General features: G+C 74.6%; 11 protein-coding genes. 1 reads left to right on the top strand and 10 read right to left on the bottom strand.

The window, feature by feature from the left end; translation table 11 throughout:
* Nucleotides 1–3: 3 nt before the first annotated feature.
* The 10 genes from ACZ7LK_RS13380 to ACZ7LK_RS13335 all read right to left on the bottom strand — a co-directional run bounded on the left by ACZ7LK_RS13380 (nt 4) and on the right by ACZ7LK_RS13335 (nt 15,284).
* Nucleotides 4–1,005 (bottom strand): GDP-mannose 4,6-dehydratase, encoded by a 1,002-nt coding sequence (locus ACZ7LK_RS13380; RefSeq protein WP_469465133.1) that lies wholly within the window; start codon nt 1,003–1,005, stop codon nt 4–6.
* A 101-nt stretch (nt 1,006–1,106) separates the two neighbouring features.
* Nucleotides 1,107–2,426, bottom strand: coding sequence for a hypothetical protein (locus ACZ7LK_RS13375; protein WP_471140375.1), 1,320 nt, complete (start codon nt 2,424–2,426; stop codon nt 1,107–1,109).
* Nucleotides 2,423–3,934, bottom strand: a complete 1,512-nt coding sequence (pelF, locus tag ACZ7LK_RS13370; protein WP_471140372.1) for a GT4 family glycosyltransferase PelF — start codon at nt 3,932–3,934, stop codon at nt 2,423–2,425. Before pelF ends, ACZ7LK_RS13375 begins: the two co-directional genes overlap by 4 nt.
* An 85-nt stretch (nt 3,935–4,019) precedes the next feature.
* Nucleotides 4,020–6,182, bottom strand: coding sequence for a hypothetical protein (locus ACZ7LK_RS13365; protein ID WP_471140369.1), 2,163 nt, complete (start codon nt 6,180–6,182; stop codon nt 4,020–4,022).
* 431 nt (nt 6,183–6,613) lie between these two features.
* Nucleotides 6,614–7,150, bottom strand: a complete 537-nt coding sequence (locus ACZ7LK_RS13360; RefSeq protein WP_469465311.1) for a hypothetical protein — start codon at nt 7,148–7,150, stop codon at nt 6,614–6,616.
* A 318-nt stretch (nt 7,151–7,468) separates the two neighbouring features.
* Complete coding sequence (locus ACZ7LK_RS13355; RefSeq protein ID WP_471140366.1) at nt 7,469–8,659, bottom strand: PP2C family protein-serine/threonine phosphatase; 1,191 nt, start codon at nt 8,657–8,659, stop codon at nt 7,469–7,471.
* Between the two features lie 159 nt (nt 8,660–8,818).
* The gene (locus tag ACZ7LK_RS13350) at nt 8,819–11,158 is read right to left on the bottom strand and encodes an Orn/Lys/Arg family decarboxylase (protein WP_471140363.1); all 2,340 of its coding nucleotides are present in this window, start codon (nt 11,156–11,158) and stop codon (nt 8,819–8,821) included.
* A gap of 101 nt (nt 11,159–11,259) precedes the next feature.
* The gene (locus ACZ7LK_RS13345) at nt 11,260–12,849 is read right to left on the bottom strand and encodes a SpoIIE family protein phosphatase (protein ID WP_469463434.1); all 1,590 of its coding nucleotides are present in this window, start codon (nt 12,847–12,849) and stop codon (nt 11,260–11,262) included.
* A gap of 1 nt (nt 12,850) precedes the next feature.
* Nucleotides 12,851–13,435: a methanogen output domain 1-containing protein gene (locus ACZ7LK_RS13340; RefSeq protein WP_471140360.1), complete on the bottom strand. Its 585-nt coding sequence runs from the start codon at nt 13,433–13,435 to the stop codon at nt 12,851–12,853.
* A gap of 178 nt (nt 13,436–13,613) precedes the next feature.
* Complete coding sequence (locus ACZ7LK_RS13335; protein ID WP_392272760.1) at nt 13,614–15,284, bottom strand: sigma-70 family RNA polymerase sigma factor; 1,671 nt, start codon at nt 15,282–15,284, stop codon at nt 13,614–13,616.
* Between the two features lie 166 nt (nt 15,285–15,450).
* On the opposite strand from ACZ7LK_RS13335, the gene ACZ7LK_RS13330 reads away from it, so the two are divergent.
* Nucleotides 15,451–16,251 carry a DUF1206 domain-containing protein gene (locus ACZ7LK_RS13330; RefSeq protein WP_471140357.1) on the top strand — a complete coding sequence of 267 codons (801 nt, stop codon included), beginning with the start codon at nt 15,451–15,453 and terminating at the stop codon, nt 16,249–16,251.
* The last annotated feature ends 67 nt before the right edge of the window (nt 16,252–16,318 follow it).

The raw sequence follows: 16,318 nt of genomic DNA, 5'->3' as shown, positions 1-16,318 counted from the left end.
GGGTCAGATGTTGTAGATGTCCGTCTTGTAGCGGGCGAGGTGCGCCGGGTCGCGGAAGAACTCGACGGTCCGCGCGAGGCCCTGCTCCAGGTCGTGGGCCGGTTCCCAGCCCGTCGCCTCCCGCAGCCGGGTGGCGTCGGCGACCAGCCGCATGACCTCCGAGGCGGCGGGCCGGATGCGCTGCGCGTCCTCCTGGACGTCCAGGTCGGCGCCCATCACCTTGCCGACGAGCCGGACGAGGTCACCGACCGAGATCTCCTGCCCGGTACCGGCGTTGAAGGTCCGTCCCACCACACGGTCGGCCGGGGCGGTGCCCACGGCGAGGAACGCCCGGGCCGTGTCGGCGACGTAGCAGAAGTCGCGGGTCGGCCGCAGGTCGCCGAGGGTGATCGTGCGCGACCCGGCCGCGACCTGACCGATGACGGTCGGGAGCACGGCACGCATGGACTGGCGGGGGCCGTAGGTGTTGAACGGACGCAGGGTGACCACCGGGGTGTCGAAGCTCGCGTGGTAGCTGTCCGCGAGCCGGTCGCCGCCCGCCTTGGAAGCGGCGTAGGGGGACTGGGTGTTGATGGGGTGGTCCTCGGTGATCGGCACGGTCCGGGCGGTGCCGTAGGTCTCGCTCGTGGAGGTGTGCACCAGCCGGGGCGTGCCCAGGACGCGCACCGCCTCCAGCACGTTGAGGGTGCCGGTGACATTGGTGTCGACGTAGCTGTGCGGCGCCCGGTAGGAGTACGGGATGGCGATGAGCGCGGCCAGGTGGTAGACCGCGTCCGCCCCTTCGGCCAGGGCGCGCACCGAGCCGGGGTCGCGTACGTCCCCCAGGACGATCTCGACCTGGTCGAGCACGTCGCGCGGCAGCACCTCCAGCCAGCCGTACGACGAGAAGGAGTTGTACTGCGCCATGGCGCGGACCCGGTGGCCCGAGGCCACCAGCGCCTCGGTCAGGTGGGAGCCGATGAAGCCGTCGGCCCCGGTCACGGCGGCGAGCGGTGCGGAGGTCACGTGGTCGTCCTTTCGTCCGGTGTGCGGTGTGCGGTGTGCGGCCGGCGCTCGTGCGCCGGCGGTCGCGGTGCGTGCGTGGTGCGGCGGTGCGCGGAGCGGCCTCAGGCGTGGGCCGAGGGGCGGCCCAGCGCGTACAGGGCGAGGCCCGCCAGGGCGACGGCGGCGACGGAACAACAGGCGGTCAGCAGCCATGGCCACGGGGGCGAACCGGTGACCGCCGCCACCGTCACGGGCGCCGCCGCCCCGAGACACACGACCGCCGGGGACAGCCCGACACCGAAGGCCTGCAACAGCAGGGCCGTCCACAGGGTCGCCCCCAGCGCGGCCAGCTCCCCCACGGGCGCCCCGGTCAGCAACGCCGCCGGTACGAGCAGCGCCATATACGTCACCAGACAGACCGTCAGGGTGCGCGCCGACCGCAGCCGGAACCCCCGGGGCGTGGCCGACGCCCGCAGCGCCGCCACCGACAGGCCCCGGAACCGGTACAGCAGCCACTCGGCGGGCCCCATGCTGACCGTCAGCGCGATCACCGCGTACGGGTGGCGGGCTCCCTCGGACAGCACGAGCGCCCCGGCGGCCAGCCCGAACAGCCCGTACGGCAGGGACGCCAGGTACCCGGTCCGGGCCGGCCCCGGCACCGCGGCCGACCGGAGCGCGTCCCGCACGGCGTGCGCGGCCAGGGCGGTCGACGCCACCAGGGTGAGCAGGGGCAGCCCGATCCGCGGGCCCGTACCCGGCTCCCCGTACAGCAGCAGCGCCCCGCCGGCGACGAGCGGCGACAGCGCCGCCGCCAGCAGCCGCTCCCGGCCCAGCACCAGCAGCACGCCCGCCGCCGCGAGGTACACGGACTGGCCCACCGCGAACAGGACCGCCGGCCCCGGCCCCACCATCAGCAGCGCGGCCAGCACGGGGAGGGCCGCGCCCACCGGGGCACCGGCCCGCAGGGTGAGCCCCGCCTCCCGGCGCCCGGCGGCCAGCCGCACATAGGTCCGGTGACTCAGCGCCTGGCCCCAGGCCCACGACAGCAGACCCGCGACGACCAGGGCGGACACCGCGCCCGCGCCCCGCCACAGCGGCGCGGTGAGCGGGTAGGCGAGCCCGGGCAGCGCGAACACCACACCGCGCAGGGCGCAGCGCACGTGGTCGGGCGCCCAGGGGTCCGTCGCCGGGGGAGGCTCGGGGAAGGCCCGGGGCACCCGCCGGTAGAGCTCCTCGGCGAGCGAGAAGATGTCGGGGTGCCCGTAGCGGGCGCGGATCTGTTCACCCGTCAGCCCCTCCGATTCGAGGAGCGCGGCCACCTCGTAGGGGTGCACCGCGGGGGCCGTCCGGTCGGCCAGCTCGGCGGCCAGTTCGTCGACGGGCCCCGCCAGGCGCAGCGAGACCGTGTCGCTGTCCGGCTCGGGAACGGGCCGCCCGCTCATCCGGCCACGCTCCCGTGCGCCGTGAGCCGCTCGCGGTCCGCGCGGGGGACGGCGCCCGTGCCGGCGGTGGGCGAGGAGAGCTCCAGGTAGATCGAGCGGAAGGTCTCCACGGTCTGGCGCAGCGTGAACTGCTCGATCACCCGCAGCCGTGCCGCCTCGCCCATCTCCGCCCGGCGCGGGGCGTCGGTCAGCAGCTCCAGCGCCGCGTCGGCCATCGCCCGCGGATCGCGCGGGGGGACGACGAGCCCCGCGGTCCCCACCGCCTCGCGGACCCCGCCCACATCGGTCGAGACGGTGGCCCGCCCGCACGACATGGCCTCGATGAGCGTGAAGGGGAACCCCTCGCTGATGCTGGACAGCATCACCACGTTGCCCGCGGCGTAGGCGTCCCGGATGTCGTCCACCCGCCCCTCGAAGGTCACGCCGTCGCCCAGGCCCAGGGACCGCGCCAGCTCCTCGCACCGCTCCCGGTAGGCCTCGCCGCCCCGGGGCGTCCCGCCGAACAGCCGGAGCGCGGCCCCGGGTATGCCCTCGCGCACCAGCGCGAAGGCACGGATCAGCGTCTCCAGGTCCTTGATCGGGTCGACCCGGCCGGCCCAGCTCAGGGTGGGCCGCTCCGGTTCCGGCCCGGCGGCCGGGAACGCGGCCGGATCGACGCCGTTGTAGACGGTACGGATCAGGGCGGGATCGGCGCCGCCCTGCTCCTCCCACAGCCGGTTGTAGCGGTTGCCGGGCGTGATCAGAGCGGCGCGCCGGTAGGTCTCGCCGGCCAGCAGCCGGAAGAAGCCCAGCATCACCGCCTTCACCGGCCAGCGGTAGGCGCCGCCGCGGTAGCCGATGTACCGCTCGCGCAGGTACACCCCGTGCTCCGTCAGCAGCAGTGGCACGCCGTGCAGTGCGTTGGCGGCGAGGCCGGGCAGCGCGGCGATGCCCCCGCTGACGGCGTGGGCCACGCCGTGCCGCGGCGGGTCCGCCGCCAGCGGACGCAGGGCGTGTTCCAGCAGGTTCGTCGCCGTGACGGCGTCGTGCAGGGTGGGGCGGGACTCCCGGACCGTCAGGCCCGGGCGGTTCCACACCCCGGTCAGCACGGCCACGGCACGGTCGGTCCGCAGCGCCGGGGTGAGCAGCCCGTCGCGGGCGGCGTGCGCCAGCTCGTGGAGCGCCGGACCGAAAAGGTCCTCCTGGGCGGGGTCGAGCAGGGCGGTGAGGAAACGCTCGTACGCTCCGATCAGCCGTCGCCCGCGGCGGCCGCCCGGGGCGGAACCGGTGGGCGTCGGCCCCCACATGGGGACCGACACGGGCTCGGCCACGTGCGGCGGGATCTGCCAGACGAGGGGTTCACGACCCGTTCCCGTCACCGCGATCACCTCGAAGTCGATGTCGGGCATGCCGCTGACGAGCTGGTCGCACCAGACGCTGACCCCGCCGTGGCTGTGCGGGTACGTGCCTTCGGTGAGCAGGGTGACGTGCGCCGCGCCGGTGCGCGGCGCGTGGTGCGTTACGTGCATGGACGTGCTCCGCGGCAGCAGGGATCGGCCCGGGAGGGCACCGGTGGCGGACCGGTGCCCGGGCCGGGTGGGGAAGAGGGTGCGGTCAGTGCCCGGGGCCGTACGGCACGGGCCGGGCGACGCCCGCGGGCACCGGGGCGCGCGGTGCCGGCCGGGCCGGGACCGGGGCGCGCGCGGTGTCCTGGGCGCGGGCCGTGTCGTGGGCGGCGGCGGCCGCGCCGGGCAGCGTCAGGGACGTCGTCCCGTCGGCGCCGCCCGCGACCCGTCCCGACGTGGTCCCGGCGTACGGCTCCCCGAACGGGGTGGCCCCGTCCCCGGTGCCGATGACGGTCCCGGCCGGCACGGTGGCCGCGACCGGGAGGCCGGCGGGCGCCCGTACGGTCACGGTGTCGCCGATCCGGTAGCCGGTGACGTCACCGGCCCGCACGGCGGCCTGCCAGGCCGCCCGGTCGCGCAGCTCGGCACCGATGCCGCCCATCGGCAGGTTCACCAGCGGGGCGTTGTCGGCGTGGAGCCCGGCGTACCGGTCCAGCACCCCGTCGAGGACGGGGTAGCCGATGCGGTCCTCGGCGAGGTTGGACTGGTGGATGAAGTGCGGCCGGGGGTCGCCGGACAGCACGTGGCCGAGCGCGACCCGGGTCTCCAGCGGGACGATGTGCCCGGTGTAGCCGGTGGTGGTGTCGAGGGGCCGGTCGAGGCAGGTGGTGCCGGCGAGTTCCTCGCACAGGCCGCTGCCGCCCTGGGCACGGCTGGTGTAGATCCAGTTGTACTCGTCGACCTGCTCGGCGACCCGGCCCGCGTTGTAGAAGATGTTGACCGGGTGACGGGCGACGGTGAGGGCGGAACCCACCGCGCGCTGGCCGGGGTCCCGCGAGTTGTCGGCCCCGAGCCAGGCGATGCCGTTGCCGGTGAGCGAGGGCGCCAGGTTCGGGTTGTCCTGCGGCTGCTGGGGCAGCAGCTTGAGCCCCGAGTGCTCGCCGGTGACCAGCTCGTCCGGGCGCAGCGGCAGCCCGGCCCGCTCGGCCCAGGTCCGGTTGTCGGCGATCTGGTGGTCGATCTCGGCCCGGCTCACATATCGGGGGGAGCCGTCCGCGTCGGTCGCGCACTTCCACGGCACGGTGCCGACGTCCTGCTCGCAGCCCAGGTACGGGTGATCGTAGGTGTGGTTGATCCAGCGGAAGGCGTCCCGGTCGGCGACCAGCCGGTCGGCGGCGGGGTCGGCGCCGCCGTGCTCCTCGCGGTGCTCCACGCTGCCGCCGCCGTTGAACGCCATGTCCAGGGTGAAGCCCCGGTCGCGCGACCACCGCACCGCCTGCTCGACGTCCGCGGCGGTCATCCGGATCGGGTCCGGGGTGCCGGTGCCGGGGCGGCAGTCGACGTCCCCGGGGGTGCAGTCGAGCGTGGTGTCCCAGCGGTCGTCGGCGGCGAAGACGTCGTCCACGTGGACCGCGAAGTAGTTCCGGGACGTGCCCAGCCGGGTCTGCCGGGTCATCCAGTCGACGATTCCGCGCGCCAGCAGCCGGAACTGCTGCTGGTACCGGTTGTAGGCGAAGGTCACCACCAGTTCCCGGCGGCCGTCGTGGCGGTACTCGCCCACCAGCACGCCCCGGGTCTGCCGGCCCGGCACGGGCGCGTCGACGTAGGTGGTGAAGTCGGCACCGGCGGCCGGCCGGGAGAGGAAGGCGTAGCTCTCGTTCACGGTGGGGGAGTTGTCCTCGAAGGGCACGGTGCCGTCGAGGTAGCCGAACGGCCCGGCCTTGCCCGCGGCCGTCACCTGGGCGCGGACCCCGTCCACCGGGCCCAGGTGGCCGCCGTTGACCGGGTACTCGAGCCCCACCTGGGGCCTGGCGTAGGTGTACGCGTCGACCTGCGGGACCGCGTAGGTCCTCTCGTACGCGACGAGCGCCGCCATCTCCCCCGAACCGGCGGCGAAGGGCGCGTCGTCGGGCAGCACCACCGCCTGGTACTTCGCCCTCGGGCGGCCGTCGACCGTGTCGGCGAGGAACGCCGCGTCGATCACGGGCCGGTCCGGCCGGGTGAGGTCGACGAGCGTGTACGGCGTGCCGGCGCCGTCCAGTTCGGCGGCGACCGCCGCGGTGGCCGGCCCGCCGTCCGTGACGACCAGCACGCGCAGGTCGACGCGGGGCGCCGGGTCCGCCGCCGCGGCCGTCGCGGGCGTGACCGCGGATATCGGTCCGAGTAACAGCGCGCCCATGGCGAGCGCGGTCGTGCGCAGAGTCCGCCTCATGCGGTGATGTCCCCTCCCGGAAGGGCGGTCCGCCTCCCCGGCGGTCGCGCCCCACCCCCCAGCGTCACGGACACCCTCACGGCTGCCGTTCCGCTCCGACGCGTCACATAGTGCGGCCTGTGTGGAGGATTCGTGAGCGTGATGTGGAACATGACGGAAAAGCGCAGGTGCCTCCCGGCGCGGAGGCGGTTCTCCGGGGCCCTCGCGGGCCCGTGCGCCGGACCCTCGCGGACCGGCCCCGCGCCCGGCACGGCGCTGGTGTCACGGGCGGGCAATCGCTTGCTCGCGGGAGCCTCGGCGGCCCCGTGCCGGGGGCCTTTCGGCGGTCCGGGGCGGGCGCGGCGACCGCTGCCGGTTTTCGGCCAGACGGCGGGGCGGCCGGTCGCACACGAGGTGCGGCCGGCCGCCCGACGGGGTACGGGGCGGACGGGTCAGGAGCGTGCGGCGGCGGTGGCCGGGGCGCAGGCCACCCGCGTCTCGGGGGTGTTGACGACCATGTCCTTCGTGGCCTGACCGTTGTTGTACTCGTAGTACAGGTACGAGTAGAAGCCGATGTTCCCGTTGCAGCCGGAGTCGGCGGCCAACTGCACGGTGAGCGTCACCGTCCGGGTGGCGCCCGGGGCGAGCGGGATCGCGTAACCGACGCCGAGGCTCGTGCCGCCGGTGCCCGAACACGTCACCCCGTCGCCCGTGCAGGAGGTGAAGGCGTACTTCAGGTCCTTGCGCTGGGTGGTGAGCCAGGTCGGCTGCACCGACTGGTAGACGAACCAGATGTCCGTCTCCTGGTTGTTGGTGAACGTCATGGTCAGGTTGACCGTGGAGCCCGGGGTCACGCTCTGCTGGTCGGCGGTGAACGTCAGGTCGGCCGCGGCCGGTTCGGCGGCGGCCGCCGGCCCGCTCAGGCCGAGCAGGGCGACGAGAGCGAACAACGCGGTCAGGGTCACTCGTGCGAGGTGTGTGAGGCGCATGGCGCGGGAGGTTAGGTCACGCCCGGCGCGCCCGTCTGCCCCGCCCGGCGCGGCCGGCGCCGTCCCCGGCTCGAACCGCACACGGCCCGGTGGCCCGGTCGGCGGGCGTCCCGGCCGCCGGCCGGAGCGCATATGCCCCGGATGGGGGCCTGGGGACGCCGGGCGACGACTGGTGACTCTGCGCACGCAAGCGATTGCCGCACGTCGTGAAGGAATGGCGTATTCCGCCACGTTGCGCGTCCCTCCAGCCCATGCTCCGGCCCCGCGACGAACCGCGCCCACGGGCGTACGCGGCGCCCGTCCGTCCCGCGCGTACCCCTACGCGTACTGGGGGGCGCGACGACCGGCCGCGTCGGCGCCGTACCAGTCCAGGCACAGCGCGGTCGCGTCGTCCTGGAGACGGTCCCGGCAGGCCGTCCGCACCGCGCCCACCAGGGCGGTGACCGTCTCGCGGGGATGCAGACGGCGGGTGTCCCGCACCAGCGCGGGCAGGTCGACCCCCGACGCGGCACGCTCCTGCATCCCGTCGGTCAGCATGACCAGCCGGTCACCGGGGCGCAGCTCCAGCTCCTGCACCCGGTACGGCGTCCGGGAGGGCACCCCGAACGGGAGGTTGACGGACAGGGGGAGTTCCTCCACCGTGTCGCCGCGCATCCGCAAAGGGCGCGGGTGACCGGCGTTGACGAGCTGGAGGCGGCCCGTGTCGAGCCGGATCCGGAACAACTGGCCGGTCGCCATGCCGTGGCTGTGGTCGACCAGGGCCTGATGGGCCCGGCGGGCCTGCTCCGCGATGTCGCACCCGGCCCGCCGGGCCCCTCTCAGCGCACCGACCAGCAGGGTCGCCAGCAGCGCCGACTCGGTGTCGTGCCCCATGGCGTCGGTGATGGACAGGTGCAGTGTGTCGCGGTCCAGCGCGTAGTCGTAGGTGTCACCGCCGATGTCGTCGGCGGGCACCAGGCCGCCGGCCACCGAGAACTGCGCCGCCTCACAACACGAGGCGGACGGCAGCAGGTTGTGCTGGATCTCGGCGGCCAGACTGGTCGGCGTGGTCCGCCGGCTGCAGTGGTAGAGATCGGTGAACCGCCGGTCGGTGACGATGATGTACGCCAGCGCCCGCGCCGCCTCCCCGACCTGGCGCAGCACCGCGTCGTCCGCGTGGGGGAGCGTCATCTCCAGCACCCCGATGCAGTCCCCCCGGTTGGTGACCGGCGCGACGATCCGCCGGGCGTCCTCCCCGTCCGGCTCCTCGTGCAGGCGTTGGGACAGCAGCACCTTCTCGTACACACTGCCGCGCAGGCCGATCCGGGTCGTGCCCCGCTCGCTCTGCACCCCGTCGGCGACGGCCAGCCGGACGAGCTGCTCCCCGATCAGGTCGGCGAACAGGAAGGAGACGCACACCGCGTGGAAGCGCTTCTGGAGGTGACGGGCGACGACGTCGACCGACTCCACCGGTGAGGCGTCCGCCGCCTCCGCCAGGACATCGCCCAGCCTCAGGTCCTCACCCTCCACAGCGGCCTCCCTTCGCTGCCGCTACTTCTTCCCCCGGCCGTCCGGTTCTCACCCGGACGCTGCCCGCCGCGACGTACATCACCCCCGTACCGGAGGGCCGCGACCGGCGGGGGCCGGGCGGCGCACGACCGCCCGGCCCCCGCCCGGCCCGCCCTCCCGTCAAGCCGGGGACACGCGCACACACTCGATCAGGTAATCCCCGGTCGCGGGGTCGACCGTGACGCCGTGGGCCTCGCTGTGGAAACCGGGGAAGGCCCGGTCGAACGCCTCCAGCGCGCCCAGGTACCGCAGCAGCGGCCCGTCCGCCGCGCCGGTGGACTCCCCGGGCATCAGCACCGGGATGCCCGGCGGGGTCACCGTCACCATGGCGGCCGCGACCCGCCCGGCGGCCTCGCTCAGCCGCAGCCGCTCGGTGCCGCCCCGGATCAGTCGCTGGTAGCACTGCCGGGGCGGCGCGACCGGCTCGGGGAGCTGCTGGAAGGCCGTGTCCAGCGCGCTGATCAGCCGCGCCCCGGTGAGGTGCTCGTGCATCTCCTGGCACAGCTCGCGCAGGGTGGCCCCGCAGTACCGGCGCGGGTACTGCTCGACCAGATCGGGCAGCACCTGGTCCAGCGGAGCGTCCGTGTCGTACAGGGCCTTGAAGTCCATCAGGGCGTCCATCAGCGTGCCCCACTTGCCCTTGGTGATGCCCATGGAGAACAGCACCAGCGTGGTGTAGCTGTCGGTCTTCTCGACGACGATCCCCCGGGTGGCCAGGTACGCGGTCAGGACGCGTGCCGGGATGCCCCACGGCGAGGTCTCACCCGTGGCGCTCACGCCCGGGCAGGTCAGCGTCACCTTGATCGGGTCGAGCATGCAGTAGCCGTCGCTCAGGTCGCGGAACCCGTGCCAGGGCGCGCCGGGCTCCAGGTGCCAGCAGGACGGCTCGCTCCGCAGCAGCGCGGCCGGCGCGTCGGCGAAGTCGAGACGTTCCCCGGTGGCCGGATCGGTCACCGCCTCGGGCTGCCACACCCCGAAGAACCACCCGGGACGGTCACCCGCGCCCGCGACGCGCCGTGCGGTGCGCACGACGGCCTGCCGGAACCGGATGGCCTCCGTCACCGCCTCGTCGATCAGCCACTGCCCCTGCGGACCGTCCATCATGGCGGTCGCCACGTCCAGCGAGGCGATCGCCGGATACAGCGGCGAGGTGGTGCCGTGCATCATGAACGCCTCGTTGAACCGCTCGTGCGCGACCGGCGCCCGGGGCGCCGACTTCACGTGGACCATCGCGGTCTGCGAGAGCGCGGCCAGCAGCTTGTGGGTGGACTGGGTGGAGAACACGGTGGGGCGCTCCGGTCCGGTGAAGGTCTCCGGGCCGACGGCCATCCCGTAACGTCCCGCGTACAGGGGATGGAAGCGGGCGTAGGCGAACCAGGCCTCGTCGAAGTGCAGGCGCGGCGTGCTCGGCGCGAAGGCCCGGGCCGCCGCGACCGTGTCGTAGCACAGCCCGTCGTACGTGGAGTTGGTCAGCACCGCGTACTGCGCCTCGCGCGAGACCGCCCCCGCCGTCAGGGGATTGGCCGCCACCCGGGCGGCGACCGCGGCGGGGTCGGTCTCCGTCGGGGGCAGCGGCCCCGCCAGCCCGTACCCGTTGCGCGTCGGGACCAGGTACACCGGACGCGCTCCGGAGATCACCAGGCCGTGCAGGACGGACTTGTGGCAGTTGCGGTCCACCAGCGCGATCTCGTCGGACGTGACGCAGTAGTGCCCGACCATGCGGTCCGCGGTGGAGTCGCCGTGCAGGACGAAGTACGTGCGGTCGGCCCCGAAGACCCGGGCGGCGTTGCGCTCCGCCTCACCGATGGGACCGTTGTGTTCGAACAGCGAGCCCAGTTCCCCGACCGAGATCGACAGGTCGCTGCGGAAGAGCCGCTCCCCGAAGTAGTCGAAGAACGCCCGGCCCGTCGCCGACTTGAGGAACGCGACGCCCCCCGAATGGGCCGGAGTGTGCCACGAGTACTGGTGGGCGTTGTCGAACCGGCGCAGCGCCTTGAAGAACGGCGGCAGGATGTCCTGGTGGTAGGCGCGCGCGGCGGTGACGACCCGGCCGGCGATGAACGCGGCGGTGTCCTCCAGCGGCCAGATGTACCCGACCACCGCCTCGGAGACCCACAGCGGCAGCCGCTCCAGGTCCTGGTCGGAGTCGTCCGCCATCAGCAGGAAGACGGGCAGGTTCTTGAACCGCCGCTGGATCCGGCGCAGCACGTCGGCCCCGCCGCCCTCGCCGTCCCGGTCGTCCTCACCGTCACCGCCGCCCGGCAGGTCCCAGGCGACCACGGCCGCCGCGAGCCCCGACTCCGTGTGCAGGGTGGCGCGGGCCTCCCGCGCCCCGGCGGCCCACCGGAGCTCCATGCCCTGGTTCTCCAGCTCCTTGCCGATGCGGCGGAGCTGCTCGGTACTGACACCACCGCCCAGCGGGTTCTCCCGCACCGCCAGCAGGACCGTGCCGTTCGCCATGACGTCCGCCTCCTCGATAGGTGGGCCCCCGGGTTGTATCCGCGGCCCGCGGCACAGTCTTGTGGCGTCATGGCGGGAAATGCCGCTCTTCGCCCCGTGCTTCACCCGCAGGGGGGCACCCCGTCGCCGCCCGGCGGGAAGCGGACGATCAGCAGGGCCCGGTCGTCGGGCATCTCCGTGTCGGGCTGCTGGTGCAGCAGCAGCTCGCAGGTGCCCCGGGCGTCGAGTCCCGCGGTCGTGGCCGCCGTCCGGGCCAGCCGGTCGAGCCCGACGTCGAGGCACTCGCCCCGGCGCTCGATCAGGCCGTCGGTGTAGAACACCAGCGTGGCGTCCGGCGGGACGGTGATCTCCGCCTGCGGGTACCGGGTGAACGGCACCGGGCCGAGCGGCGGGGCGAGCGCGCCCTCCAGGTACGTGGTGGAGCCGTCGCCGTGGACCAGCAGGGGCGGGGGGTGCCCGGCCCGGGTGTAGCGCAGGGTCCGGGTGCGCCGCTGGTAGGTGGCGTAGCAGGCGGTGGCCATGAGGCCCTCGTGGTAGGTGCCCAGGAAGTCGTTCAGCTCCGCCATCACCGCCGGCAGGTGCTCGCCCAGCCGCCGGGAGATGCTGCGCAGCACGGTGTTGATCTGCGCCATGGCCGTGGCCTCGGCGATGCCGTGCCCGGCGACGTCCCCGATGGTGAAGCCGACGACGTCCTCGCCCAGCGGGTGGACGTCGTACCAGTCGCCGCCGACGTCCACCATGTGTGTGCCCGGGGCGTAGCCGCTGGCGATGTCCAGGCCGGAGACCTCCGGCAGCCGGGGCAGCAGACTGCGCTGGAGCCGTACGGCCAGGCGGTGTTCGTGCTCGAACAGGCCCGCCCGCCGCACGGCCTGGGCGATCTGCTGGGCGATGGCGGTGATGTGGTCGGTGTCCGGCTCGGCGCCGGCGGCGTGGTGGATCACCAGGCTGCCGAGCACGACCCCCTCGGCCTCCAGCGGCACCCGCAGCGCGGTGTCCGGCAGGGGGGCGGCCGGCGGGGCGCCGTGCAGCCGGTCGAGGTCGGTCCAGGCCGCGGTCGTGACCGGGAGGGTGTCCGAAGGGGCCAGCGACGGCACGATGCGGCGCGGGTGCAGCTCCAGGGTCACCCCCGCCGCGTCCAGGGCCTGCGGCGCGCTCTTGTGCACCGCCTCGCACACGTCGGTGAGGTCGGCGCTGGACGCCAGCGCGGCCGTGAGCCGGTAGAGGCGCTGCATCCGGGCGCGGGCCTCCGTCTCGCCGCGCAGCAGCCGGTCCCGCTGCTCGGCGATGGCCCGGCGGTAGGCCATCTGCTGGTGCATCAGGCCGACCCGCTGGCTCAGGGCCACGAAGCGGTCGCTGATGTCGAGCCGCGACAGGTGCAGCTGGAGGGCCGGCTCCGGCCCCTGCCACCAGGTGGCGCGCGCACCGTGGCACCGCAGGCGCACCGGGGTGCCGTCCGCATCGGGCACGGTCATGACGCCGGGCAGGGGCGATCCGCTGCGCAGCCACTGCTTCAGCCGCTCCGCCACCCGCTCCGGGTCGAGCACCAGTTCCAGGAGCTGCGCACCGGGCCGGAGGGTGCCCACCGTGCGGCGCGTGGCGGGGTTGACGGCCAGGATGGTGCCCGAGGCGGTGCACACCACGACCGCGTGCGGGAGGAGCTTCGCCATGGCGCGGAACGCCGCCAGGTCCATCTCACGCCCCGGCCGGGGGCGTAGGGGCGGAGCCGCCGTGACCGGCCGGCGCGGTGGGGCCGGGCGGGTGCTCGTCGCCGAAGTACTCGCGGCCCGGCTCGTCGTCCATGTCCAGGTCGGGCGTGAGGTGCACCACCACCCGGCAGCCGGAGCTGCCGCGGGCGATCGTCTCCTCCAGCTCGACCCGGGCGTATCCGAGGTTCTGGGCGGCGATGGTGCCGAAGATGTTCGACGTCATCATGCACATCGACTCCCTCCCCAGCACCTTCTCGGCGAACGGACAGCTCCGGCTGCCCAGGACGATCCGCTCGTCGTCCTGGGAGATGACGTAGAAGTCCCCCTCGATCCGCTGCTTGAGGTCGACCATGACGTCGGCGACCTGCTCCCGGGTGAGCCGGCGCACCCCGAGGGCGCCGGCGTAGGCGTCGTTGATCTGCGAGCCGACCGACTGGCCGACCAGACTGATGTAGCCGGAAGCCTCCTCCAGACCGACCACGGACTCCAGCGACGTCGCCAGCTCCCGGATGAGGCCGCGCATGAAGACGTCGCGATCGAGGCCCACGTCCGCCGCCTTCGCCGGCTTCACGGCCGCTCCCTTCCACGCGGTGGAGCACCGTGCGGTCAGCCGGCGCTGCGTCATCGGCGGGGCACACGATCCCGCCGGCCCCGGTTCCCGAGGATAAGCCTCTCGTCATCCTTCGCTGAACCCTCTGCGCGGCAACCCCTCGTTCGGGGCATGGCGGAAGCCGGCGCGGCCCGCCCGCTCAGCCGCGCGCGCCGAACACCTGCGTCCACCACGGCCCGCCGGACCCCTCGTGGAGGCCGAGGCCGATCTCCTTGAACGAGCAGTTGAGGATGTTGGCCCGGTGGCCCGGGCTGTTCATCCAGGAGTCCATGACCGACGCGGGGGTCTGCTGGCCCCGGGCTATGTTCTCGCCGTACGTCGACCACTGGTAGCCGGCGGCGGTGATCCGCTCGCCCGGGCCCTCGCCGTCGGGGTTGGTGTGGTCGAAGTAGTCGCGTGCGGCCATGTCGTCGGAGTGGCCGCGGGCCGCCGCGTCCAGCAGGCCGTTCTGGCTCACCGGGCCGCAACCGTTGTCCGCCCGGGCCGAGTTGACGAGCGCGGTCACCTGCTCGGCGAACGAGCCGGACGGCGCCTGGGGCCGTTCGGGCCGCGGCGCGGAACGCGTCCGGGCCGGCGTCCGCTCGGGGCGGGGCGCCGACGCCGTCCGGCTGGGCGACGGCTTCTTCGTCGCCGGGGGCGAGGCCGAGGCGGAGGGCGACGGGCTCGCGGAGGCGGACGGGGACGCCGAGGCGGACGGGCTCGTGCTGGGCCGGGCCGGTGAGGCCGGCGGCGGCAGCGGAGCGCGGGAGGGGGCGGTCGCGGTCTCGGTACGCACCTGCCGGGCGCCCTCCTCGGGCTTCAGTAGCTGCCACCCGGCCACCCCGCCGCCCGCCACCAGCAGCGCCGCGGCGGCGGCCGCCCCCCGGCGCTGCCGCCGGCGCCGGGCGAATCGTTCCTGCCGCCGATTGCCCGGCCCGTCGCCGGCCCGTCCGCCCCGTCCGCGTCCCGCCCCGGGAGCGGTCGCCGGTGCCGCGGCCGATCCCGCCGGGGAGCCCGACCCGGCGAGCACGAAGGCGTCCCCGTCGCCGGCCGGCAGCGCCGCCCCGGCCCCGGCCAGGGCGGCCCCCAGCGGCACCAGGCCCAGGCCGACCAGCAGCCCCTCGGCGGGCACCAGTCCGGCACCGTGACCGGAACACACCGTGCAGTCGCGCGCGTGCCGTGCGATCCGCTTGCGCCACAGCGCGGACGGCACCCCGTCCCAGCCGGCCAGCGCGTCGTCCAGCAGCACACAGCGCGGCCGGGCCGCCAGCGCCCGTACGACGATCCGCGCGGTCTCGAGCTGGGCCTTCATCCGCTGCACGCGCACGGCCGTGTGCTGGGGCGTGAGCTCCATGGCGTCGGCGACCTCCGCACGGCTGAGCTCGCCCGCCGCCTCCAGCCACCACAGCGACAGCAGCTCCCGGTCGGCGTCGTCCAGCCACCGGGTGGCCTCGGCCACCTCCCGCCGCTGCCCCGACAGGCCCAGCCGCAGGATGGTCAGGTCCACGAAGTCGGCGCCCGGGTCGGCGAGGTCGGCCGCCTCGTGCGGGGCGCCGGCGAGCGCGGGGTCGAAGCGGTGGTCACGTATCTGGTTCATGGTGATGGCCACCAGCCACGACCGGAACCGCTGCGGGTCCCGCAGCGAGCCGAGACCGCCGAGCGCCCGGATCATCGTCTCCTGCACCACGTCGTCCACATCGGCGTGGCCGCTCAGCGCCCGCCCCGCGATGTTGTAGACGAGCGGCAGGTACGCCGCGACGAGCTCGTCCTGCGCCCGCTGGTCCCCGGCCCGGGCCGCCTCGACCAGCCGTACCTCGTGTGTCTGGCTCATCCCTCGCTCCTCTTTCCCCCCGGACGGCCGTCCCGCCCGGTACATGGGAGACCGGTCGGCGGGCCGGTGATAACGAAAACCACGGAGGACTTCGGGAATCCGCCCCCGGGCCGCCCCATTGTTTCCCGGCCGCTTCCCGGGGCAGCGGGGGAGGGGAGGTGTCGAGGTGAGCGTACGCAGCAGGGCGAAGGGCAAGAGCGGCAGAACCGCGGTCGAGGTCGCGGGGCGGTGGGGGTTCGCGGCACGGGGGGTGATCTTCCTGCTCGTGGGCGTGCTCGCGCTGCGGATCGCCTTCGGCGACAACGGCGAGCAGGCCGACCGGGGCGGTGCCCTCACCGAGGTGGCGGCGCAGCCCCTGGGGTCGGTGCTCCTGTGGCTGCTGGGCGTCGGCCTGGCGGGGATGGCCCTGTGGCAGCTCACCGAGGCGCTGTGGGGACGCAAGACCACCAAGCGCGTGCTGGCGGCCGGCAGGGCCGTCTTCTACGCGGTGGTGGCGTGGTCGGTGTTCGTCTTCGCCGGCGGTGACCACAGCAGTGGCGGCGGGGAGAGCGACCGGCAGTCCCACGACATGACGGCGCGCGCCCTGGAACTGCCCGCCGGGCAGTGGCTCGTCGCGGCGGCCGGTGTCGCGATAGCGGTCACGGGCGTCGTGGGCGCGGTGCAGGCGGTCCGCCGCAGCTACCGCAAGCACCTCCGCCTGGGCGAGATGAGCGCCCGGGTGCGGACCGCCGTGGACGTGGCGGGCGTCGCGGGCGGAGTGTCCCGCGGTCTCGTCTTCGTCGTGGCGGGCGGCTTCGCGCTGCGCGCGGCGGTCACCTACCGGCCGAGCGAGGCGAAGGGCCTGGACGACACGATCCGCTCCTTCGCCGACACACCCGCCGGCCCCTGGCTGCTCGTGGTCGTCGCCCTGGGCCTCGCGCTGTACGGGCTGTTCTCCTTCGCCATGGCGGTGTGGCGCCGGGTCTGACCGGTGCCGCCCGTGACGACGCCGCCGCACGCCCCGCGCCGGAGGCGGGACGCGCGACGGCGGGCCG

It is taken from the genome of Streptomyces sp. NPDC039423 (genome assembly GCF_055598725.1).
The sequence above is the reverse complement of the archived record's forward strand: the minus strand, read 5'-3'. Positions and strand labels throughout refer to the sequence as shown.

Bases quoted from the DNA above. Each gene is read 5' to 3' on its own strand.
- ACZ7LK_RS13375 (WP_471140375.1), bottom strand. From the start codon at position 2,426: ATGAGCGGGCGGCCCGTTCCCGAGCCGGACAGCGACACGGTCTCGCTG.
- pelF (WP_471140372.1), bottom strand. From the start codon at position 3,934: ATGCACGTAACGCACCACGCGCCGCGCACCGGCGCGGCGCACGTCACC.
- ACZ7LK_RS13365 (WP_471140369.1), bottom strand. From the start codon at position 6,182: ATGAGGCGGACTCTGCGCACGACCGCGCTCGCCATGGGCGCGCTGTTA.
- ACZ7LK_RS13360 (WP_469465311.1), bottom strand. From the start codon at position 7,150: ATGCGCCTCACACACCTCGCACGAGTGACCCTGACCGCGTTGTTCGCT.
- ACZ7LK_RS13350 (WP_471140363.1), bottom strand. From the start codon at position 11,158: ATGGCGAACGGCACGGTCCTGCTGGCGGTGCGGGAGAACCCGCTGGGC.
- ACZ7LK_RS13345 (WP_469463434.1), bottom strand. From the start codon at position 12,849: ATGGACCTGGCGGCGTTCCGCGCCATGGCGAAGCTCCTCCCGCACGCG.
- ACZ7LK_RS13335 (WP_392272760.1), bottom strand. From the start codon at position 15,284: ATGAGCCAGACACACGAGGTACGGCTGGTCGAGGCGGCCCGGGCCGGG.